Origin of the sequence: Campylobacter sp. RM12651 (genome assembly GCF_022369475.1) — a bacterium.
Taxonomy (GTDB): Bacteria; Campylobacterota; Campylobacteria; order Campylobacterales; family Campylobacteraceae; genus Campylobacter_E.
The window spans coordinates 597,642-619,741 of record NZ_CP059600.1 but is presented as its reverse complement, the minus strand read 5'-3'; the positions used below and the strand labels follow the sequence as shown (position 1 = coordinate 619,741).

Annotated in this window: 22 protein-coding genes; 6 read left to right on the top strand and 16 right to left on the bottom strand. The window is 26.7% G+C overall.

Annotated elements, in window-relative coordinates; translation table 11 throughout:
- Positions 1–5: 5 nt before the first annotated feature.
- From AVBRAN_RS03125 to AVBRAN_RS03050, 16 genes are all read right to left on the bottom strand, one after another.
- A complete protein-coding gene (locus AVBRAN_RS03125) occupies positions 6–2,969 on the bottom strand; it encodes a S8 family serine peptidase (RefSeq protein ID WP_239803530.1) in 2,964 nt (987 codons plus the stop codon).
- On the bottom strand, positions 2,959–5,715 hold the full coding sequence (locus tag AVBRAN_RS03120; RefSeq protein WP_239803529.1) for a S8 family serine peptidase: 2,757 nt from the start codon (positions 5,713–5,715) through the stop codon (positions 2,959–2,961). The genes AVBRAN_RS03125 and AVBRAN_RS03120 overlap by 11 nt, the downstream gene beginning before the upstream one ends.
- Before the next feature lie 9 nt (positions 5,716–5,724).
- Positions 5,725–6,042 carry an AzlD domain-containing protein gene (locus tag AVBRAN_RS03115; RefSeq protein WP_214117848.1) on the bottom strand — a complete coding sequence of 106 codons (318 nt, stop codon included), beginning with the start codon at positions 6,040–6,042 and terminating at the stop codon, positions 5,725–5,727.
- Positions 6,027–6,683 (bottom strand): AzlC family ABC transporter permease, encoded by a 657-nt coding sequence (locus AVBRAN_RS03110; RefSeq protein WP_214120295.1) that lies wholly within the window; start codon positions 6,681–6,683, stop codon positions 6,027–6,029. Before AVBRAN_RS03110 ends, AVBRAN_RS03115 begins: the two co-directional genes overlap by 16 nt.
- A complete protein-coding gene (locus AVBRAN_RS03105) occupies positions 6,680–6,838 on the bottom strand; it encodes a hypothetical protein (protein ID WP_214117850.1) in 159 nt (52 codons plus the stop codon). The genes AVBRAN_RS03110 and AVBRAN_RS03105 overlap by 4 nt, the downstream gene beginning before the upstream one ends.
- A gap of 154 nt (positions 6,839–6,992) precedes the next feature.
- Positions 6,993–8,552, bottom strand: coding sequence for a DNA recombination protein RmuC (gene rmuC / locus AVBRAN_RS03100; protein ID WP_214117851.1), 1,560 nt, complete (start codon positions 8,550–8,552; stop codon positions 6,993–6,995).
- Positions 8,542–9,252 carry a 3-deoxy-manno-octulosonate cytidylyltransferase gene (gene kdsB, locus AVBRAN_RS03095; protein ID WP_214120293.1) on the bottom strand — a complete coding sequence of 237 codons (711 nt, stop codon included), beginning with the start codon at positions 9,250–9,252 and terminating at the stop codon, positions 8,542–8,544. Before kdsB ends, rmuC begins: the two co-directional genes overlap by 11 nt.
- On the bottom strand, positions 9,249–10,625 hold the full coding sequence (thrC, locus tag AVBRAN_RS03090) for a threonine synthase (protein WP_214117853.1): 1,377 nt from the start codon (positions 10,623–10,625) through the stop codon (positions 9,249–9,251). The genes kdsB and thrC overlap by 4 nt, the downstream gene beginning before the upstream one ends.
- The gene (gene cutA / locus AVBRAN_RS03085) at positions 10,625–10,915 is read right to left on the bottom strand and encodes a divalent cation tolerance protein CutA (RefSeq protein ID WP_214120292.1); all 291 of its coding nucleotides are present in this window, start codon (positions 10,913–10,915) and stop codon (positions 10,625–10,627) included. The genes thrC and cutA overlap by 1 nt, the downstream gene beginning before the upstream one ends.
- On the bottom strand, positions 10,887–11,828 hold the full coding sequence (locus AVBRAN_RS03080) for a tetraacyldisaccharide 4'-kinase (protein ID WP_239803528.1): 942 nt from the start codon (positions 11,826–11,828) through the stop codon (positions 10,887–10,889). The genes cutA and AVBRAN_RS03080 overlap by 29 nt, the downstream gene beginning before the upstream one ends.
- A complete protein-coding gene (locus AVBRAN_RS03075) occupies positions 11,828–12,955 on the bottom strand; it encodes a DegT/DnrJ/EryC1/StrS aminotransferase family protein (protein ID WP_214117856.1) in 1,128 nt (375 codons plus the stop codon). The genes AVBRAN_RS03080 and AVBRAN_RS03075 overlap by 1 nt, the downstream gene beginning before the upstream one ends.
- A gap of 2 nt (positions 12,956–12,957) precedes the next feature.
- Complete coding sequence (gene nadE / locus AVBRAN_RS03070; RefSeq protein WP_214117857.1) at positions 12,958–13,665, bottom strand: NAD(+) synthase; 708 nt, start codon at positions 13,663–13,665, stop codon at positions 12,958–12,960.
- Positions 13,666–13,703: 38 nt separating this feature from the next.
- Positions 13,704–15,494, bottom strand: a complete 1,791-nt coding sequence (locus AVBRAN_RS03065) for a penicillin-binding transpeptidase domain-containing protein (protein ID WP_214117858.1) — start codon at positions 15,492–15,494, stop codon at positions 13,704–13,706.
- Positions 15,495–15,497: 3 nt separating this feature from the next.
- The gene (fliE, locus tag AVBRAN_RS03060; protein ID WP_214117859.1) at positions 15,498–15,797 is read right to left on the bottom strand and encodes a flagellar hook-basal body complex protein FliE; all 300 of its coding nucleotides are present in this window, start codon (positions 15,795–15,797) and stop codon (positions 15,498–15,500) included.
- An 11-nt stretch (positions 15,798–15,808) separates the two neighbouring features.
- Positions 15,809–16,300, bottom strand: coding sequence for a flagellar basal body rod protein FlgC (gene flgC / locus AVBRAN_RS03055; protein ID WP_214117860.1), 492 nt, complete (start codon positions 16,298–16,300; stop codon positions 15,809–15,811).
- 10 nt (positions 16,301–16,310) lie between these two features.
- Positions 16,311–16,781 carry a flagellar basal body rod protein FlgB gene (locus AVBRAN_RS03050; protein WP_214117861.1) on the bottom strand — a complete coding sequence of 157 codons (471 nt, stop codon included), beginning with the start codon at positions 16,779–16,781 and terminating at the stop codon, positions 16,311–16,313.
- Positions 16,782–16,919: 138 nt separating this feature from the next.
- On the opposite strand from AVBRAN_RS03050, the gene AVBRAN_RS03045 reads away from it, so the two are divergent.
- The 6 genes from AVBRAN_RS03045 to AVBRAN_RS03020 all read left to right on the top strand — a co-directional run bounded on the left by AVBRAN_RS03045 (position 16,920) and on the right by AVBRAN_RS03020 (position 22,088).
- Positions 16,920–17,420 carry a Rieske 2Fe-2S domain-containing protein gene (locus AVBRAN_RS03045; RefSeq protein WP_239803527.1) on the top strand — a complete coding sequence of 167 codons (501 nt, stop codon included), beginning with the start codon at positions 16,920–16,922 and terminating at the stop codon, positions 17,418–17,420.
- A 2-nt stretch (positions 17,421–17,422) separates the two neighbouring features.
- Positions 17,423–18,643 carry a cytochrome bc complex cytochrome b subunit gene (locus AVBRAN_RS03040; protein ID WP_214142682.1) on the top strand — a complete coding sequence of 407 codons (1,221 nt, stop codon included), beginning with the start codon at positions 17,423–17,425 and terminating at the stop codon, positions 18,641–18,643.
- Positions 18,643–19,713: a c-type cytochrome gene (locus AVBRAN_RS03035; RefSeq protein WP_214120288.1), complete on the top strand. Its 1,071-nt coding sequence runs from the start codon at positions 18,643–18,645 to the stop codon at positions 19,711–19,713. The genes AVBRAN_RS03040 and AVBRAN_RS03035 overlap by 1 nt, the downstream gene beginning before the upstream one ends.
- Before the next feature lie 197 nt (positions 19,714–19,910).
- Positions 19,911–20,921, top strand: coding sequence for a hypothetical protein (locus tag AVBRAN_RS03030; protein ID WP_239803526.1), 1,011 nt, complete (start codon positions 19,911–19,913; stop codon positions 20,919–20,921).
- A 201-nt stretch (positions 20,922–21,122) separates the two neighbouring features.
- Complete coding sequence (locus tag AVBRAN_RS03025) at positions 21,123–21,698, top strand: hypothetical protein (RefSeq protein ID WP_239803525.1); 576 nt, start codon at positions 21,123–21,125, stop codon at positions 21,696–21,698.
- Between the two features lie 12 nt (positions 21,699–21,710).
- Entirely contained in the window at positions 21,711–22,088 is a 378-nt protein-coding gene (locus tag AVBRAN_RS03020) for a hypothetical protein (RefSeq protein WP_239803524.1), read from the top strand.
- Positions 22,089–22,100 lie beyond the last annotated feature (12 nt).

The following is a 22,100-nucleotide window of genomic DNA, read 5'->3' as shown; positions in this document are numbered from 1 at the left end:
GCTCCTTAAAAATTATAATTAATACCCAACATAAATTTATTAGCAAAATAATCTTTAGCATAATTTAACTTATAATTTATCCCAAGATTAAGCCTATCGTTAAAAGAATAACCTAAACCTAAATTAATATTAGTTAATAGTTTTTTTGAAAAACCATTACTAATATCAATGCTATTTTGATAGCTTATATTTTTTGCCTTTAATAAATAATGTTTGTAAAAATTATATTCTAAATCAACACTAGCTAACAAGTTTAAATAATTTAAATTTTTCTTATACTCAAGTCCTATATTTGAATAAGTAAAAAACTTTTTAAAGCTATTAACACTTACGCTAAAATCATTGCCTAATTCATTAAAAGAATTTTGTTTATAAAAAATACCATTTAAAGCGACAAAAGGATAAAAATCATTCAATTTATAAGCAAATTTTAAAGTATATGCTAAAGAATTATCATAAAATTTCGCATAATTGCCAAATCTTTCTGTCTTATTTAAAGTATTAATATAACTTAATTTATTATTGATATAAAAATCATCTAAATTAAAATTCGCATTAGCAATTAAGCCAAGAGTTCTTGCATTGTTTTTAAAATCATCATTATAAATATTTGAATTATTATAAACAAAACCTAAAGCGAATTTAAAATCATCTTTTATTAAAGCATTGCTAATTAAAGTCTCATTTGAGCTTTCTTTTAAAGAATTAATTTTATTATATTTATAGCTTTGTTCTATATTAAAATCATCTTTTAAATCATTTGCTTGAATACTTTTAACCTTTGCAATATTCATTAAACTATTATCGTATAAATCATTAGCAAAAAGCTTATTTGTATTTTTTACTAATTCGTCTTGAGTAGTATTTAAAATACTAGCATAAAACAAATCAGCTCTTCTTAAATTGTATTCAGCTTCGCTTAAATGCCCATCTAAATTAATATTATTATAAGCTAAATCATCGCTTGTTTTATCTCTTTTGCCAACTTCGTATTCTAAATAATTATCAAGTTGATTAAACAATAATTGATAATTTTTGCTTGCAAAATCATTTAAATTATTAATTTTATTCAAATCAATTCTTTTAACCATAACGCTTACTTTATCATTAGTATAAGTTGGCTCATTAATTTCTAAAAAAGTTACTAATGATTGCACCGATTTAAATCTATTTTCAATGCTTCTTGCCGTTAGAATATCTACATTTTGACCTTGAGTTATATTTGCACCTGATTTAACACCTACTAAATTAAATTCCCCGTCTAATTTAGCATTACCTAAAACTCTAAAACTCTCGCCTAAATTAGAATAAATCTTGCTATTTGCACCTAATTCAAGGCTACCTAAAGTTAAACCTTCGTTTATTAAAACACTATTATTTGTAATACCACTTGCAGTTGTATTGCTTACTCTTAAAACACCATTTGTATTTGTAAAATGCGCTTGATTTTTCTTGCCAGTTAGCCACAATGTGCCGTTTTTAATCTCGCTATTACCTTTAAAAGTATTATCCCCACTTAATACTAAAGTCCCAATTCCATCTTTAATAAGACCAAAATCACCTTTAATATTATTTGAAAATACATATAAATTATCTAAATCCACATTGGCATAAAAGTCTTTTCTAAACTCAGCAACCCCATTCATAGCACGAGTAGGATTTAAAACCCCTACCCCAAAACGAGCCTTAATATCATCAGCATTATTTGTAGTGCTTGTAACCTTAAATGCGGTTGTAAATAAACTCTCTTTAATATTATCATTACTCATCCAAGGGTATTTTTCATAAATTAAAGCCGCCACACTAGCAGTTATTGGGGTGCTATAACTTGTGCCTTCAACTCCATTTATCTCAAAAGGAGCTGAAATACAATCATCCCAACCATTTTTCTTGCAAGTATTTCCGTGATGAAAAACTTCTTTAATTGCCCCATCATTATCTTGTATGTAAAAATGCTTACCATATTCATCTGCTCTTGCAGTATCTGTTTTATATCCTAAAACAATTACCCAACCTTTTCTTAAAGGACTATCAAGTGGGATTGCGTGGGTTGTAAAAGGCTTATTAATATTATCAGTAATATTACCTGCTGCATTAAAAACTAAAGCATTATTTTTCATAATTGCTGTATAAAATATGCCTGTATTTGGACTTGAATAATCTAAATTACTATATTCATAAGATTGATTAAAAAACCTAACTCCACTATTTGATAAAGCATCAATTGTAGCGGCTAAATTAATATCATCGCCAATTTCACTTTTACTAATAGGATTTACTATATTTGCAAATTTAATCTCACTTGCAATTGTATTTGCAGTATTCATTACATTTTTGCCGTGTAAAATAGGACTATTATTGCTATCTTTTAAAAAAGAATTTGAATAGTTTTTACTTATAAAATTATCATCATCTATCCTATTTGCCAATGAATTCCATTTAGTGTGATTTGTCTTTTTATAATCAAAATACTTATTTACTAAGACATTTTTTAAATCATCAGTCCCCGAATCATTTACCCCAATAATTATTCCTTTTCCTAAAAAGCCTTGATTCCAATTAGGGCTAAATCCATAGCTAGTTTGATTATTATTTGACCTTGCAACTTCTTTGTTTGAATAGCCTGATGGATTATTTGCACTTTGAAAAGTAGCTAAATTTGTATCATAAAGCTTGGCAAAAACACTAATAGTAGCAGTATCAGTTTTAGTGTTTAACTTAGTGGCTATATTGGTTTTTTTAGGTATATTAATTACAGGCAAATTAGAATAATCCGAAGTTATTTTGGCATTTTCAACTATGTTTTGAAAATTCTCATTAGTTGATACTTTAGCTGTAGGTTTATGTGGTCTTGAAATAGAAGTATTTTGTGAAGATTTTATATTAGGAGTTTGAGTATTAGCTTCGCCTCCACCACCACAAGCACTTAATAAAAATATAGAAGCAATTAATGATAGTTTAAAATTCATATAAAAATCCTAAATTAAATTTATTTGCAAAATAATTCTTAGCAAATGAATTATTATAATCAAAATTAAAATTAATTTTACTATTTAAACGATAAGATAAATTAATACCTAAATTAAATAAATATTGTTTATAAAAGCCATTTGATATTTTTAATTCATCAGAAAAATCATATTTAGCTAAAAAATAATAATCTTTATTGAAATTATATTCTAAATCAGCATAAGTTTTAAGATTTAGCTTTTTAAAAGCAAAATTAGAATTAATTCCTAAATTAGCATAATAAAAGTCTTTATTAAACTTATTAAACGATAAAGCTAATAGATTGCTATTTTCACTAAAACTATCTTGAAAATACTTCAAATAATTTAACCTAAAATAAGGACTAATATTATTATTTAATCCTAATTCACTTGAGATTAAAAAGGCTTTATTTTTAAATTTTGAGCTTAAATCAAATCTATTTGCATTATTTTTAATATCAAAATACGAAATCAAATTCTTAGAATAATAATCATCTAAATCTATTTTATAACCTGCTAAAAAGCCTAAAGTTCTTGAATTGTTTTTAAAATTATCATTATAAATCCTAGCGTCATTATAAACAAAAGCAAGACCTAAATTATCAAAATTATTAGCTATTTTATATTCACTTGAACTTTCTTTTAAATCACTAATTTTATTGTAATTATAACTTACTCCGAAATTATCAAAACTTATTTTATTTAGTGATTTTATCCTTGCGATATTTAAAATTGAGTTTGTATAAATATCTTCTGCAAATAATAATTTCGTAGTAGATGCTAATTCATCTTTTGTTGTATTTATTATCGCATTTGCAATCATATTGTATTTTAAAAACTCATTTTCGCTTAAACCACCATTTAAATTCACTTCTTTATAATTTGCCGTATCCAATGGTAAATCAGGCTTTTTTGTTTCATAAAGCAATCTATCAAATTTTGAAAATAAACTTGTGTAATTTTTCTTAGCATAAGCATTTAATTCAGGTAAAGTATTTAAATCATCAATTTTATCTACCTTAATACTTAAATTATTTTCATCATATATTGGTTCGCTTAATTTCAAAAATGTAGAATTTGGTTTTATATTTTTAAACTCACCTTCAATACTTCCTGCTGTTAAGATATTTTCTCTTTCTTTATTTAAAGTATAGCCGTATTTAACCCCAACTACATTTAAATCCCCATTAAGAGTAGCTTTATTAATTACATTAAATTTTTCACCTATATTTGTATAAACTACGCTTGTATTAGCTAATTTTAGATTATTAACTTCCATTCCTTCATTAACTAAAATTCCATTATTAGTTAAATTTGCAGCACTAGCATTACTCATTCTTAATATAGAATTATTAGTGATACTAGCTTTATTTGAATTACTAAGCCACAAAACACCTTTTTTGATACTTATATCTCCTGTAAAAGTATTTTTTCCACTTAAAGCAAGAGTTCCAATCCCATCTTTAATAAGCCCTGCATTACCACTAATATCATTTGAGAATAAATATAAATTATCTATATCCACATTAGCATTAAAATCATGCCTTAAACTTGCAACTCCATTCATTGCTTTTGCTGGATTTATAATGCCTTCTCCAAAATGAGCTTTAACTTCGCTTTCGCTTGCTCCATAAACCTTATAAGCCGTTGTAAAAATACTCTCTTTAATATTATCATTACTCATCCAAGGATATTTTTCATAAATTAAAGCACCAAGAGTTAAAATAGCTGGGGCACTAAAGCTAGTTCCTGCATTATTATTTATTAAAAAAGGAGCTGCTATACAATCATCCCAACCATATTTTTTGCAAGTATTTCCCGCAGAATATACATATTTTTTAACCCCATTATCCATAATATAATAAATATTTTTGTAATCTTCTTTTGGTTTTTTATCATAATAACCAAGTGCAATTATCCAACCTTTTCTAAGTGGGCTATTAATAGGTAAAGCATGAGCTGAAAAATCTCCTGTTGTTTCCTCATTTCCCGCTGAACTAACTACAAGAGCATTATTTTGCATAATCGCTGGATAAAATACCCCGATATTATCTTCACTAGTATCTATTGTTTTTGTTCTTGCAAATGAGCGGTTAAAAAATCTTACCCCGCTATTTGATAAATAATCAATTGTAGCAGCAAGATTTACATCATCTCCTGAACTTAACTTATTTCCATCTGAATCAAGTAAAGGCAAAGGCACATTAGCAAACCTTATATCCTTTGCTAAATAACTTGCTGTATTCATTACTAGCATTCCATGAGTTGCTTTTGCTTTTGTTTTTTCATTAATCAAAACAGAACTTTTGTAAGTGTTAGCAGTAAAATTAGTATTTTTTAATCTATAATCTAGTGATTTCCAATGCGCTCTATCTACTTCCTTATATTCATAATGATTATTAAAAGCTAATTTGCTTAAATCACTTGTCCCTGTATCTAGGATAGCTAAGATTATTCCTGTTCCTAAAAAACCTTGATTCCAATTAGAGCTAAAGCCTATATTTGTAACATAGCTTGATGAAGAATTTTGCGGTGTGAATTTTAAATAACTACTATTATATAAACTATCTTCTAAATTAAAATTAGCAGTAGGCAAATAATTTGTATAATCTTTATTAATTGTGCTTTGATTATTTGAACTATTTGGCTCTACACTAGCAGCACCACCGCCACCACCACAAGCACTCAAAAACAATAAACTAAGTAATAAAACACTATATCTCAATTTAAATTCCTAAAAAATAATTTCGTGTAAAACATAAAAAACACAAGTTGCTAAAATAATGCTAATAAAACCTTTTTTAAACATTATATGAGAGATTAAGGCAACAAGCCCAGCCACCAAATAATCACTTGCATAAGGTGGGTTTTCATAATCTAATCCTTTATATAAAAAGCAAACTAAGATAACCATAATCAAAAGTGGCATATGTTTTTCAAGATACATTAAAAGCTCATTTGGTTTTTTTGTCCCAAAAAATATATAAGCTAAAGCCTTTAAAACAACAGCACTAAAACCAGCAATTAATAAAGCACTCATCGTATAAGACATAATTTCTTTCCTAAAATCAATATAAAAATTCCTGAAAAAATACAACTTAACATCATATATTGTTTATCTATGAAAAATAAACCTATAAGCCCAAGAGTTAAGGCTATGAAAAATACTTTATTTTCTTTATGTTTTATGTAAAGTTCGTAAGCTAAAACTATAAATAAAGCATTTAAAGAAAATCCTAAAGCACTATAATCAGCCTTAGCAAAACTTGCTATAAAATACCCTACAATACAACCAAAAATCCAATAAAAATGATTAAAAGTTAGAATTAATACGGCAGTTTTTTTATCATAATCTTTTGCACTAAGTAAGGCAAAACTCTCATCAGTTAAAGTAAAAATCGCATAGTATTTTATAAAGCCTAAATCTCTAAAATATTTTAAAGCTCCTAAAACATAGAAAAAATGTCTAAGATTTAGCAAACTTGAAGCTATTAAAATCTCTACTAAACTAGCACCCGAGCTAAGTAAAGATAATAATAAAAATTGCAATGACGCAGAAAAAACAAAAACAGCAGCCACAAAAACTTCAAAAAAACTAAAAGAATTTGAATAAGCAAGAATACCAAATGCAATACCAATTACTATATAAGCAACAGCAACGGCAAAAGTATCAATTAAAGCTTGTTTTATCATTTTGTATACTTTTTGATATATTCATCTACATTGCTTACTTCTTGTTTTTTTATAACTTTTTCTTGTTTTACATTATTATCATCATCTTGAAAATATATGTAATCAATCCCAAAAAGTATTCCTATAAATATAATTAATGGTATTAAAAAAATCATTTTCTCTCCTAAATGTATGCTTATAAATAATAACAAATTTTTTTAAAAAAACAATTCAAAAATTTTAAAAAAATCCCCTTAAAATAGAACTTTTAAAAGAATTTATAATTTATTATTTAATCTATAAAACTTTTAAAAATAATTAATACTTTAATTATTTTTCATCAATCAATCTAGTAATTTCACTATCTTTTAAATCTTTTGCTAATTCGCTTAATTCTTTTTTGTTTTTAATACCTAAGGCTTTTAGATTTTCTAAACGAGAGCTAATACTACCTTTACCATATAAATGAGTATCAATTTTTAAAAAACCATTTTCGCATTGTTTTTTTAATTTTTCATAATCTTCATAAAAACTAGCGTATTTATCATAAAATTTACCAAATTCATTAAAGACTTTTAAAGCGTTTTGATTTACTTCATAGTTTTTCCAGCCAAAATAAATCATTTTAAGTCCCATAAAAAGCGTAGTAGGACTTACTAAAAATATCTTTTTAGCTTCGGCTTTTTTAAAAATCTGCGAATCACTTTCTAAGGCTAAATCTAAAATATTTTGATAAGGCACAAATAAAATCACATATTCATTTGCAAAATCAACTGCTAATTCATAATCTTTTTTCGCAAGTTCATTTATCCTAGCGTTTAAATTATTTGCAATTTCATCTTTATAAACTTCTAAATTATCACTACTTGGTAAAGAGAACTTAGAATCAATAATAACGCATTTGTTAGGTTCAAAATACACAATCGCATCTGGTCTTTTTGTATTATTATCACTATCTTTAAAGCTTTCTTGCATAAAAAAATGCTCGTTTTCAATAAGCCCACTAGATAATAAACACTGCTTAAGCATAATCTCTCCAAAATCCCCACGAGCTTTTTTATCACCTTTTAAAATATTAGCAAATTCATCAGCCTTTTTACCCAAATTCTGACTTGTTTCAAACATTGTTTTTATATTATTTTCTATGCTTGTATTTTGCTTTAATAAAGCTTTTTCATATTCGCTAATTTGCTCTTTTAAAGGGCTAAAAATCTTATTTAAAAGCTCATTTGAATTATTTAATAATACTTTTGTGTTTTCTTCATAAATTAATTTTGAGCTTTTTTCATTTTGCTCTTTTAGGTTATTTTCTAAGGTTTTTAAAGTATTTTCATATTTTTCTTCTAAAGATTTTAAATTGTTTTCATACAATTTTACTTTTTCGTTTAAAGCTTCGTTTTTAGCATTTTCTAAATGGTATTTAGAAGATAAATTATCTAAAATATCTTTTGTATTTTTTAAGTTTTCGCACTCTTTTTCAAATTGCTCTTTAGTATTTTTAAGCTCTTCATTTAGCCTTGAAAGTTCTGTATTTAAAATTTCATTTTGATTACGTTTGTTTGCTATTTCAGCATTTATAAAATTATTCTCATTTTTTAATTCTTTATAATCATTTTCAAGATTACTTATTTTTTCGCTTAAAGCCGAGTTTTGAATATTTAAATTATTTCTTTCATTTTCAATTTGCACTAAATTATTTTTATAATTATTTAATTCTTGTTTTAAATTCTCACTCAAAACACTCAAATATTCTTTATCTTTAGCAAGAGATAAAAACTCGTTTTTAAGCGAGCTTTCACTCTTAAAAATATTTATATAACGAATATAAAAAATAATGCAAACTATAAAAAATACAATACTAATAATGGCTAAAATTAGCTCATTTGTCATTTTCTAAAACCTGCAATAATCTTTCGTAATCAGCCTTTGTATCAATACCAAAAGACTTTGTATTAATCTCGCACATTTTAATGATTTTGCCATTTTCAATAGCTCTTAATTGCTCTAATTTTTCAATATGTTCTAAACTTGATTTAAGAGTTATAAATTCTTTTAAAGACTTAGCTGTATAAGCATATATGCCTAAATGATGATTGTATTTTACACCCTTTTTATCTCTATCATAAGGAATTGGTGCTCTTGAAAAATATATAGCATTTTGCTTAGTATCAAGGACTACTTTTACCATATTTTCATCACTTGGAGTATCTTTTATAGTATAGCAACTCGCCATAAAAAATTCATTCTTAAATTCATTGCAAAATTCTTTAAACTTAATTAAATTACTAAGCTCAAATAAAGGCTCATCTGCTTGAAGATTTATAATTAATTCATCATCATTAAGACCTAAAATATCAACGCATTCAGCTAATCTTTCAGTCCCACTTTCGTGAGTTTGCTTTGTTAAAATAGCTGTTAAATTATATTCTTTTGCCAATTCTAATACCTTAGAACTATCAGTAGCAATCACAACCCTATCAGCCTTACTAGCATTTAAAGCTGTGTAAATACACATAGGAATGCCTTTGATTGGCACTAAAATCTTTTCACTAAAACGACTTGATTTAAGTCTAGCAGGAATTATAATCATTGTTTTATCCATTCTATTATTGTTTTTTTAATCTCATCTACTTTTATATCTTTTGCATAATAATTAGTTGAATTTAAAGCATTTAAAAGACTATCATTCAGCTTATAATTATACTTTTTAGCCAAATCTTTAATGCCACTTAATTCATCTTTAAATATGCCTAAAGCTTTTTGAATACTAGGGGTAAACTTAGTCCATTCAGCAGTAGAGCAAATCACATTAAAACTATCATCAAGAGCATTAATCGCTGTTGCTGTATGTGGGTCTAATAAATAATTTTTATAAGCTTTAATATTTTCTAAAGTTTCGGTATCACTGCATTTATAAGCTATAAAATGTTCTTTTAATCTAGCAAGTTCATCTTTAGTAATTTTAAAATATTTATCACTTTCAAGACTTAAATATAATTGTTTAGTTCTACTAGCTCCGAAGAAATAATACATTAAGCGTTCAAGATTTGATGATTTTAAAATATCCATAGCAGGAGAATAAGTGCATTTAAACTCACGATTTCTTAAATCATATTCGCCTGTAGTAAAGAAATCATAAAGAATTGTATTTTCATTGCTTACGATTTTGATTTTATCTATATTTGCACCCATTTGCTTAGCATAAAAACAAGCAAGTGCATTACCGAAATTCCCACTAGGAATTATCACATTTATTGGGTTTTTGTATTGAAGACTAAGATAATAATGATATAGCAATTGATAAGTAATTCTTCCAAAATTAAGTGAATTTGCAGCACTTAGATTTAAGCCTTGATTTTTTACAATTTCTTTAAATTCTTTATCATTTAATAGATTTTTTAATGTGCTTTGAGCATCATCAAAATTACCATCAATTGCTAAAACTAAAGAATTACCATAATCTACATTAGCCATTTGACGCTCTTGAACAGCACTTGTTTTTCCTTTTGGGAAAATACAAACTACTTTTGAGCTTTTGTTTTTACTAAATGCACTAAGAGTTGCTGGGCCTGTATCTCCGCTAGTAGCACAGATAATTAAATGTTTATCATTATCCATAAGTCTTGCAAGTGGTGCTAATGCTAAGTCCTTAAAAGCTCTAGTTTTTCCGTGAAATAATTCACATATATCAGTTTTACTATCAAGTTTTTTGATAACAAAAGGCTCTTTAGTATCAAAATCTAAATATTCATCTAAACTCTTTTCAAAATTACTCAAATCATCACTCAAACTTGAAAAAATCTTTTTAGCAAATTCTTTATAACCCAAACCTTTTAATTCATCTTTATTAAATACTTGCAATTTACTAGGGCAAAACAATCCCCCATCGCTTGAGAGTGGATTTTTAAGTGCATTTGCAAAATCACTTGTAATGTTTTCATCTCTACTTGAATAAAATATCATTATTTCTCCTTTAAAAATTCTAAATACTTATCTTTTGCTTTAAATTTATAATACACAAACTCAAAACATTCGTAATTATGGTGTTTTTTGATTATTTTATAAACCTTTTTTATATTTTTTGATTTTATTTCTAAACTAAACTCATCATCATTAATAATTTTTCCGTCCCATTTATAAATACTTGTAATTTTAGCAATATGAATACACTTGCTAAGCTCTTTTTTGATTATTTTATTTGCAATTTTTTTAAGCAATTCTAAATCATTGCTGGTTGTCTTTATAAGATACATTAAATTCCTTTAAATAATTAAATATAGCTGTTTTTAACTCATCAAAAATTATTAATTCTTCATCAATTAATATAGTTTCTAAATTAAAATCTTTTATTTTTACATAATCTTTTTTAGTTAGCAAAATATATTTTGCATTGTGCTTTTGCATAAGATTTATTAGCTCTTCTTTATTAAAGCTTGAATGGTCGTTATAAAAATAATAAGCTTTTACTAAATCTTTATATTGCAATAATCTAAAAGGCTTTGCAATAGCTGATATTAAAATCATATCTTCTTTAATATATTTAATAAAAGAAGTCCTTTTAAAATGTAAATCTTGATAAGCATTAAAATCTGCAAATTTTTCATAACTTTTAGGAAGTCTATAAGCTCCACTTGGAAGGGTAAAATTATATTTATATTTTATATTTGAGTTTAATAAAATATCAAATTTTTTTATATTTGTCTTAGAAAAAGCGTCATCTAAAATAACACATTTTGCACCTAAATCTAGTGCTTTTTGAATGCCTTTAATTCTATCTTCACTAACTATTACATTTGCTTTTGTAAATAAAGCGTGTTCTAATGCTTCATCACCTGCGTTTAAATAATCACTTAGAATTTGATTACGCAATTTTACTACAAGCAAACCTTTGCTTTTGCGTTTATAACCACGAAGAATAATAAAAATATCATCGTTATAAATAGGATAAAGCATATCGCTTAAAGCCTTGCAAAATGGGGTTTTACCATTACCGCCTACGCTGATATTTCCTACGCTAATTATTGGAATTTTAAAATCATTTTTCTTTGTAGATTTAAAGTTTTTACTAGCAATAAAAGAATATATATAAGAAAACGGCAAAAGAGTGAAAATTAAAATCTTTTGCCATAAATTAGGATTAAAAAAATATCTATCAATAAAACCCATTAAATCCAGCTTGAATCAAGAGTTTTTATAGCATCACAAACTCTTTTTACATCTTCATCGCTAAGATTTATATGAATTGGTATTGATAAAATCTGAGCATAGTTTGCTAAAGCATTTGGAAAATCATTGATTTTTAGATTATATTTTTGTTTATAGTAGCTTAAGAAATTTAAAGGTATAAAATGAATTCCTGTATTTATCCCCATTTCTTTTAGTTTTTTAGCAAAATTATCTCTATTTTTATCAACCTTTATTATGTATCTTAAAAATGTGTGTTCTGGGGTTGTTGTAGGCAATTTAATATGTTTTAAACCTTTTAGCTCTTCATTATAAATATTTGCTATTTCTCTTCTTCTTTTTAAGTAATATTTATAATTTTTTACTTTAGATAAAGCTAAAGACGCACATACTTTAGTGATTTCATACTCGTGTCCAATATCTGTTACATCATAAAAATATCCAAGATTGCCATCATCTCCCCAAGCATTTGATGAAATTCCATTTGAGTTTAATAATTTTGCTCTTTCATAAACTTTTTCATCATTAATTACTAAAAATCCGCCTGCAAACACAGGGTCTTTTCTCATCGCATTAAACCCAAAAGAAGATATTAAATCCTTAGTTCCTACTAATTCGCCTTTATACTCCATACCAAGTGCAAAACCACAATCATTTATTACAGATACATTGTATTTTTCACATAAAGCTCTAATTTCATCAAGTTTTGCTGCAAGCCCTGCGGTATGATTTACAAAAACTGCTCTTAATTTCTTGTGATTATGTTTAATTAGTGCTTCTTCTAAACTCTTTATATCAATATTAAAACTATCAAGCTCAACATCTACAAAAATAGGTTCAGCATCAAAATATCTAATACTTTGAGCAATTGTTGGAAATGAATTTACAGAGCAAATTACCTTATCTCCACGCTTTAAATCAATCGCACTTAAAGCCAAATGGTGTGCTGCTGTATGATTATTGGTTAAAACTATACGAGAACCTTTATAAATTTCACTTAAACTATCTTCTAATAATTTAATACTATTTATATCATTATCTAATGATTTAATTAAAAACTCTTTATCATCTTCTGTAATTACATTTAAAAAACAAGAAATTTCTTTCATATTTATGACCTTTTAAATATTTTTATATTTTCTCTTTTGAACTTATTTTTATTTATTCTATCTAATAGTTTTATATAATTATTATCAATTATATTTTTTTCATAATTTTTTAAAAACTTATCAATTTCTGTATAAGTAAAACCAATATCGCTCTCATCATCTTGACCTTCATAAAGGTCTGCGCTTGGTTTTTTACTAATTATATTATTAGGTAGTTCTAAAAATTTAGCAAACTCAAATAATTCACTCTTGTAAAAATCACCTAAAATATTAAAAGCACAGGCTAAATCTCCCCAAATAGTGCCATATCCTAACATTAATTCACTCTTATTGCTTGTCCCTGCTACTAATAAATTATGCTTAGCTGAATAATCATATAATAAAGTCATTCTAATCCTAGCTGCAAAATTTCCTATTAATACCTTATCATTAGAACCACTTGCTTTAATAAATTCATCTAAAATATTTTGAATATTTATAATTTCATATTTTAAAGCATATTTATTTGCTAAATTAATAGCGTCATCAAGATTTGTTTTATTTGAAATATTAGTAGGCATTATAAGACAATGTGGCTTTTTTTCACACTCGCTTAATATTCTTAATACAATAGCACTATCAAGCCCACCACTAAGCCCTAAAACAGCACCATTAAAATTTTTTAATATTTCATTAGCAAATGAAATCATTTGATTTTTAATATTTTGCATTATTTATCCGTTTTTAGGGGCATTTTATAAAATAAATATTAATCAATTCTATTATAACTTGGTTTTAAAAAACCATCTTCTATTAATTGATTAATAGCAAGTGCTGCAACAGGTAAAGCTGTTTGAGCTGCATAATATCCTTCTTTATCTTTATCAGGGCTCATTACTAAAACACCAATTGTGTATCTATTGTTTTCATCATTTGCAAAACCGAAGAAATTCGCATTATATTCTCTTTCATATTTTCCACTAACGCTAATTCTTGCTGTTCCTGTTTTACCACCTACGCTAATTCCTAAAGGCCAATATTTTGCTAAAGATTTTTGATTTGCAGTTTTTATTAATATCCTATTCATCTGCTTTGCAATTTCAAGTGGCAAGACTTCTTTTTCTGTTTTAGTATATATTTCTTTTAATTCCTTATCTTCATTATAATATTTAGCAATTTTAGGACTAATCCAAATTCCACGATTATTAAATACATTATAAGCTGCTAAAAGTTGTATAAAAGTGGTTCTAAAACCATATCCATAAGCCATAGTGTTTTTTTCTACTTCATAAGTTTTTTTAGCATCTTTTATAAAACCTGCTTTTTCATAAGGCAAGTCAATACCAGTTAAATTTCCTAAATTAAATTCCAAATAACCATTAATTAATTCTTTTACATTTTCTTTATTAGAAATTTGAACCATTCCTATATTTGATGAATGAACTATAATATCTTCAGCAATCATACTATCCATAGGATGTGTATCTGTTATGTAAAACTTATCAAGCTTCATTCTTCCGCCATAAGTCTTTACCCATTCAAAAGGGGTTATGCGATTTAGTTTTAATAAATTAGCAAAAGCAATTGGCTTAATTACCGAGCCTGGTTCGTATTCAAATTCTACAGCATCGGTATTTAGATACGATAAATCACTTTTTCTATGATATGGGTCATACCTTTTGCTAGTTGCTAGTGCAATTACACTTGCGTCTTTGCTATCTAAAATGCCTATTATTACTTGCTTAGCACCAAAATTTTTTCTAGCAACACTTGCTATATTTTCTAACCCTTTTTGAAGCTTTAAATTTACATTTAAATATACATTACTACCATTAATTCTATCACTTAAAAAGCTATCAGAATTTATAATTATATTTCCACCAATATCCTTACTACCTGTTATTTTATAATCACTTTTAGGGCTTAAATACTGCTCATAATATTTTTCCAAACCTTTTTTTGGAATATTTGAATATATTCCATCTTCTAAACTTAGTTGAGAATAACCAAGAATTGGGGTTAAAATATCTCCTTTAGAAAAAACTCTTTCTTCTTTATGCTCAATTATCTCAAGTCTTCTTGTGCTTACTTTTCCATTTGCATTTTTAAAGGATTTAAAAAATCCTGAAACATAAAGTTTTTTAGATAATTCTTGTAAATAACTTGCGGCTTTTGAATCAATTTCTTTTGATAAAACAAAATTATAAACTTTTTTTTGCTTTAAAGCTTTTAATAATCTTGCTTTAATATCTTTCATTTCTTTATCATCAATAAAGGCATAAATCTGAAATAATTTTAAAAAATAATCTAATTTATCTAAATTAATACTTCTAATATCAATTTCAGCTCTATAAATTCTTCTACTAGTTACTAATGTATATCCATCAGCACTAATAATATCTCCATTTAAAGCACCTACTCGCTCACCTCTTTCAATACTACCTACATTCCTTTCATTAGTTTTGCTTCTAACAAAAGAAAAAATAATAAAAAAAGAAGCGAGCAACAAAAAAAACAATACTATAAAAGTCTTTTTACTAGGCTCGTAAGGTGTTTGCATTTTTTATATTTGAGTTCTACTTATCTCTTTGTATGCGTTAATAGCTTTATTTCTAACTTCTAACATAAATTTCATACTTGTTTCAGCCTTGTTAATAGCAATAGCTGCTTGATGTAAATCTTTCACATTTCCAGTAGCTACATCAGCCATAGCTTTATCTGATACAATTTGTTCTTTATTTAGCTCTTCTAATTCTTGTTTTAAAGCATCTGCAAATGAAAAACCATTATCAACTTTATTAGAATTTGATTTGGTATTTTCAATACTTTGAATCAAACTTGGATTGATTTTAATATTATTCATATTTTAAATTCCTATCTTAATAAATCAATAGCACTTTGAGCTATTGTTTTAGCACTTGTAAATGCTGCCACATTTGCTTGATAAGCCCTTGTTGCCTCAATTAAATTACTCATTTCTACAACAGGATTTATATTAGGATATGCTACATATCCTTTAGCATTTGCATCGGGATGATTTGGCTCGTATTTTAATATAAAATCCTTATCATCTCTTACTACTTTATCTACTACTACACCCATAACAGCAGGCTTTGCTTCAGGAAAATTTACAGGGTCATTTAAAGGATTTTCATACTCAAAAAAACTATTTTTAGAATTAATTTCTTCATTTAAAACATCATCAAAATTAACGGCTTTAAATACTACATCTTGCCTTCTATAAGGACCACCTTCATTTGTTCTAGTAGTATTTGCATTAGCTATATTTGAGCTAATTAAATTCATTCTAAATCTTTGAGCGCTTAGTCCATATCCACTAATATCAAAATCGCTTAAAAATGCCATAAATTATCCCTTAACTTAATTTAGAACTACTCTCAATTATAGTTCTTACAACTTCACTTTGTTTTTTTAGCACAGAATCAAGCGCACTAATCATAATTGCGTTTTTGCTTAATTCACTTGTTTCTACATCTAAATCAACGGTATTTGCATCATTTCTTTGCAAATGTCCATCTCTAGCAAAAATAGTTCCATTTTCGCTATTTTCAAATTCTAATGGTTGTAAATGCCTTTCATTAGTAACTGCTAGTTTATTACTCATACCTTTTCCAAAATGCATAAAATTTGTAGCTGCAATTTGTGCATTTTGTGTAGTTTTGTAAAGTTTATTTGCATTTTCGTTTAAGGCTGTTTCAAAATCAATATCTCTTGATTTATAAAAAGGAGTATCAATATTAGCTATGTTTGAGCTAATTAATTTATTTCTTAAATCTCTACCGGCTAAGGCACTTACAATCAATGGTTTAGATTTATAAAATTCCATTTTCTCTCCTTAAATTAAAATGCAAAAATCCCATAGCAAATAATATTCCAAAACTATTAATAATAATATACTCTTGTAATATTTACCCAATTTTCACTAAACTAGCTATTTATTTTCAAATTTTATGAAAGGATAAGTATGGCTAGTAGAAGAAGCTTTATGGGCTTTACATTAGGCGCTGCTGCGGCTGTTGGTGGTGTTTTTACACTAGTGGGTATGAAAAAAACTTGGGATCCACTTCCTAGTGTAAAAGCAGCAGGTTTTACAACCGTTGATTTATCGCCTTTAGCTGATGGAGAGCTAAGAACTGTTGAATGGAGAAAAAAACCAATATTCATTCTAAAAAAATCAAGTGATATGGAACAAAGCAATACAGATATAATAGCAGGAGATGCAAGATATACGGTAGTAATTGGACTATGCACTCATTTAGGTTGTATTCCAGCATATCATTCAGCTGATAAAGAATTTGTTTGTGCCTGTCATGGTGGAAAATTTAATGTAAGCGGAAAAAATATGTCAGGACCACCTCCTAAACCACTTGAAATTCCACCTTTTTCAATTGATGGAACTAAATTAGTTTTAGGAGAAATTGGCAAAGAGTATGAAGAAATTATGAAAAATGTAGGAAAGGCTTAATCATGGCACATTTTGAAAAATCAAATGGAATTGTTGATTGGCTAGATCAAAGACTTGCTATCAAAAAATTTATGCAAGTTATGATGACACAATACTGGATTCCTAAGAAAATTAACTTTTTATGGGCAATGGGAGTAATTTTACTTACTATGTTTGCAATACTATTTATTACAGGACTTTTACTTGTAATGTATTATAAACCTGATGTTGCACTTGCTTTTGATAGTGTAAATAAAACTATTATGCAAGAAGTTGAATATGGTTGGCTATGGAGACATATGCACGGGGTTGCTGCGTCGGTAGTATTTTTAGTAATGTATATACACTTATTAACAGGTATTTATTATGGCTCTTATAAAAAAGGTCGTGAAATCATTTGGATAAGCGGTATGGTATTATTCGTATTATTCTCTGCTGAAGCATTTAGTGGTTATATGCTACCTTGGGGACAAATGAGCTATTGGGCTGCTATGGTTATTACTAATCTTTTTGGTGGTATTCCTTTCATAGGACCTGAATTAGTTGAATGGATTAGAGGTGATTACGCTGTTGGAGATGCTACATTAAATAGATTTTTTATGCTACATGTTTGCTTATTACCAATAGTTGTTATTGCATTTGTTGCAATTCACTTTTATGCTTTAAGATTTCCACATGTAAATAACGAAATTGCTGAAGAAATTGATTTTGATTTAGAAGCTGAAAAATATTTAGCTGGCAAGAAAAAAGAAGCGAAAGTTATATCATTTTGGCCTGATTTCTTATGTAAAGATATTTTTTATGTTTGCTTATTTATGATTTTCTATTTTTATCTAGTATGCTTTCACTATGATTTTGCTATGGATCCAATTAACTTTGAACCAGCAAATGCACTTAAAACTCCACCACATATTTATCCTGAATGGTATTTCTTATGGAGTTATGAAATCTTAAGAGGATTTTCTTATGAAGTTGGTCTTGCTTGCTTTGGTATAGCTCAAGTAATTTTCTTTGTATTACCATTCCTAGACCGCTCAAATGTAGTAGCGCCTGCACATAAGCGTGGAGCATTTTTTGTATGGTTTTGGCTATTAGTAATTGATATGATTGTTCTTACTATTTATGGTAAATTACCTCCTGTTGGAATTAATAATACAATAGCAACTATTGCTTCTGTTACATTTTTAGCATTATTAATAGTAGTTTTACCAGTAATTACTCTTATGGAAAGAAAGGCTAAGTAATGAAAGAGTTAAAAATATTTGCAATATTAGTTGTATTCACAGGTATTGTTTATTGGGGAGTTGAGCCTTACGCTCATTCACAAATGCACGAACATACTAGCGAAGTTAATTTTGATTTTAAAGCAGGCGATATAGCTCAAGCTGAAGTTGAATTAAAAAAAGCTAATGAAAGTGGTAAAAAAGATGATATTGATTTTGCTACAAAAAAATTAGAAGATACTAAAAAACTTTGGGCTAATGTTGATAAAATAGCTAGTTTAAAAACTGATGTTGAAGCTGGAAAGGCTGATTTTGAAGCTAATTGTGCTAGCTGTCATAGAGTTGAATTTGATGAATTAGTAGCTGCTGATGATGGAATTAGCGCTCAAGGTATTATTTATCCTGATTTAAGCACAGCAGGAGCTATTTATGATAGTAAATTCTTAATGGCAATTTCTCTTAATCCTGCACTTGCTATGAAAAATAACAAAAAATATAATGATGAAAATCCACATCCTATGATGACAGCGTTTTTAGAAGATGATGGCAGTATAAGTGATGAAAATGCTCAATCAGTTGCTAATATAGTAGGATATTTAAATAGTATCGGAAAAGCTGCTCTTGAAGCAAAAAAAGCAAAAATTGCTAATGAAATAAATGCAGGTAAATTAAGCGATAGCGAAAAAGTTGCAAAAATTAATTTTGAGAACAAAAAAGTTATCTTTGAAGAAGCTTGCGGAAGATGTCATGATGTTAAATATGATGGTTTTATTGCTAAAGTAAATGGCGGAGATTTAAAAGATTATATGGGTTCAACGCCACCTGATTTATCAATAATAATTCGTGCTAAAGGAGATGAGTATTTACATAAATTCATAAACGATACTCAAAAACAACTTCCAGGAACTGCAATGCCTAGAGTTGGACTTAACGAACAAGCTCAAAATGATGTTGTTGCTTATTTAACTAGCGTTGGAGATAGTAAAAAAGCTGAACGCGAAGATTTAGGATACAAAATAATGGCTTATTTTGCATTATTAGCAATATTAGCTTATGCTTGGAAAAACGCAATCTGGAAAGAACTACATTAAAAAATTAAGCTAGGTTTTCCTAGCTTAATTTCACTATAATTACTCATATTTATAAAAACACATTAAAAGTATTAAAAATATTTAATTATCCATTTTAAATTCTAAGAATTTAAAAATCATATTTTAACTTTTAAACACACTTGCAAACCAAGAAATATTCTTAAATAATGCTATGATATGAAAAATAAAGGAGAGTTATGTTTAAAATATTAATGATTTTACTAATTACAAATATTTATTTATATCAAATAAATAAGTTAAAAATAGAGCTAGATAATATTTATAAAAGCTTTCCTTATATTACAAAAGAAATAAAGCAAGACCAAGATGAATTTCTAAAAAGCATTAGTGATTGCAAAGATGATAATAATTGCATTATAAATTCTTATAAAGCTAGAATAAAAGAGCTTAGCACTAGTCTTGAAAACTCAAAAACCTATCCTAAAGAATTAATAGAACATATAAAAATAATTCAAGAAAACTCAACTGATTGTTATAAGCGTAAATGCACAGTAGATTGCGAAGAGATATCAATAAATAATTTTTGGCAAAATTTTTTTAGATACAAAGATATAAAAATAAAGCCAAAAATTGTAGATACTAAGCCATACTCTAGCCAAGAAGTAAAAGATACTCTTAAATACTGCTGGGATTTAGGGCTTGATAGAAAAGTTTATAAAGATATAGGGCGTGATAATATCTATGGTGTTGATAATGATGTGAGTTATTCTTTTTATGAAGTTGATAAAAATGGAGAGCTCTATTTTGCAAGTAAAATTAAGGGTAAAAAATACATAAAAAAACACAAAAATATAACTATTGGCGATGTAGTTTTAGATAATAAAAATTACTTAGCTTTATTAGGTGAAATTGGAAATATTTTGTTTATAGAAAAAGATTTTTGCAATCATCCTATTAAAAATAAAAATCTGTTAGATGTCATAAAAAAATCTAATAGAATAAAAATATCAACAGATTTTCATGAGCTTACACAAAGAATTTTTACGATAAATTACAAAGAAAGAGATTATTTTTTGGTTTATAAGATTTACTATTATAATGCATATCCAACATATGAAATTTATATACATAGTATTGCAAATATTGTATCTAACGCATATTATCTTTACACAAGGGCATACCCTTATACATTTACTGAATTAAAATCTTTACATTGTGAAATAAATCTAAAAAAGGAGAAAGAATGAGCTTAAATAATTTGTATTCAAATTTTACAAATATTCAACTTATAAAACTCCTAATAAAGGCAAATGTTAAACAATAAAAAATATTTAATTATCCATTTTAAATTCTAAGAATTTAAAATCATATTTTAACTTTTAAACACATTTACAAACCAAGAAATATTCTTAAATAATGTTATGATATGAAAAAATAAAGGAGTTTAAATGCTTAAAAAAATTTGTTTATTGCTTATGCTAGTTTTTAGTTTAAATGCTTTTGAATTTGTTCATAAAGATAAAATACCAAAAACTCCCATATATACTTTATTTGATTTAAGCAAAAAAGGCACTAAATTTGAAATAATCTTTAAGCCACAAAGAAAAGATATAAGAGAGTATTTAGGACTTTATGCTTTTTATCCTTTGCGTTTTGAATATGGTAAAGTAGGTAAGGATTTTTATTCAGTTTATTTATACGATGAAAAATTAGAAAATGATATACGAAATAATCCTTATTATCCACTTGCACTTGATATTAAAATATATGAGCTTACTAAGGATGGTGATGAGATATTAGTATTTGATAAAGTCGCTACACCAAATGAAAATACAAGAGTAAGTGGTAGAATAAGTATAAATATTAAAAATGAAAAGGTTCATGTAGCAATAAGATATCTTGGATTTTATTTTATACCTGAAAATAAAACATATAAAGCAGTCATTACAAATCTAATAGATGATGATAATATAAGGGGTGATTTTACAAAAATCGCAATTAAAGTTGATAGAAGCAAACATTAATAAGGAGAAAATTTGAGCGAATATTTAACTTCTAGTAATTTTACGCCTTTATTTTATTTAAAAGATAAAAACGCTTATATTACTAGCTTAGTTCATTGTAGTGCTTTGTTTATTTGCTTTTGTGTTTTTATGTATATTGGTAATTTTTCTATGAAGGTTTCTAGTATTAATTTATTTATTATTGCTGCATATTTTGATGAGAGATATTTGCATTATAAGTTTAAAAAACCTAATATTTTATATTTTCATAAGGATTTTATACATTTTGTTAATCATAGTTGTAGGCAAAGAGATGAGCTTAATGAGAAAGAAAAAACAATATATTTAAAAATGCTAAAATCTATAAAACCTGCCTTAATATTCAAAGCAAACAACAATTATATAAATTAAATAATTTTTTGA